The organism is Streptomyces jeddahensis (genome assembly GCF_001642995.1).
In the GTDB taxonomy this organism is placed as follows: domain Bacteria; phylum Actinomycetota; class Actinomycetes; order Streptomycetales; family Streptomycetaceae; genus Streptomyces; species Streptomyces jeddahensis.
The window spans coordinates 1-1,071 of the sequence record NZ_LOHS01000060.1; the positions used below are offsets into that span (position 1 = coordinate 1).

Consider the following 1,071-nt stretch of genomic DNA (forward strand, 5'->3'; position numbering starts at 1 on the left):
GAGCCGCTCGGCGCGCTGGACAAGAAGCTCCGCGACCAGCTCCAGATCGAGATCAAGACCATCCAGCAGGAACTGGGCCTGACCGTCATCTATGTGACGCACGATCAGGAAGAAGCGCTGGTCATGTCCGACCGCATCGCCGTGATGCGCAACGGCCTGATCGAGCAGTTCGACAGCCCTCGGGAACTGTTCGAGCGGCCGAAGACGCCCTTCGTCGCGGACTTCCTCGGTGCGGCCAACTTCCTGCCGGGCCGTGTGGAGCAGCACACCGACGAGCACACCCTGGTCCGCCTCGACAACTGTGGCGGCCTGCTGAAGGCGCGCCGCCACCAGCTGCCCTCCGGCGCCCAGGTCAAGGTCGCCGTCCAGCCGGGCCGACTGCGGGCCTGTGCCAGTGATGACGGGTTCTGTACCGGCACGGTGGAGACCGCCACCTACGTGGGCACCCTCGTGCGCGCCGGCGTACGCATCGACGGCAAGGAGGCGCCGCTGCTGCGCCTGGAGGTACCGGCCGGCCGAGGCCCCGTCGCCGGCGAGCGGGTCGGGATCACCGCCGATGCGGACGACGTCAACCTCTTCCCCATCGAACAGGGCGGGTGAGCCATGGCCGCCACCCTGACCACCACCGCCCCCGCCCGTCCGCGCAAGCTCCTGGCTTCGCGCAGGACCCGGGTCGGGATCCTCTACGCGCTGCCGGTCGTCGTCTATCTGCTGGTGCTGTTCGTCTACCCGATCTTCAGCACGCTGCTCCTCAGCCTGAAGAACGCCGACGGATCGTTCACCCTGCACTGGTACGCCGACGCGCTGACCGGGGTCAACCTCTCGGTGCTGATCACCACGCTGCGGATCTCCGCCGAGACGGCGCTGCTGAGCCTCGTCTTCGGATTCGTCCTGGCCCAGGCGATCACCCGGCTCAAGCCCATCCTGGCGGGCCTGGCGATGCTGGTCGTGGTCGTTCCGCACTTCATCAGTGCCCTGGTGCGTACCTACGGCTGGATCATCCTGCTGGGTGACAAGGGCCTGGTGAACGAGACCCTGGCCGCCATGTCGGTCCCCGGCGCGCCGTTCCAG

Annotated in this window: 1 protein-coding gene and 1 pseudogene; both read left to right on the forward strand. The window is 68.3% G+C overall.

Annotation, left to right across the window (positions count from 1 at the left end; all coding sequences use genetic code 11):
- Positions 1 to 600 (forward strand): ABC transporter ATP-binding protein (locus tag STSP_RS09840; RefSeq protein WP_157902802.1); only part of this gene is annotated, 600 nt, incomplete at its 5' end.
- A 3-nt stretch (positions 601 to 603) separates the two neighbouring features.
- Positions 604 to 1,071 (forward strand): annotated as a pseudogene (locus tag STSP_RS09845) (ABC transporter permease); the annotation flags it as partial.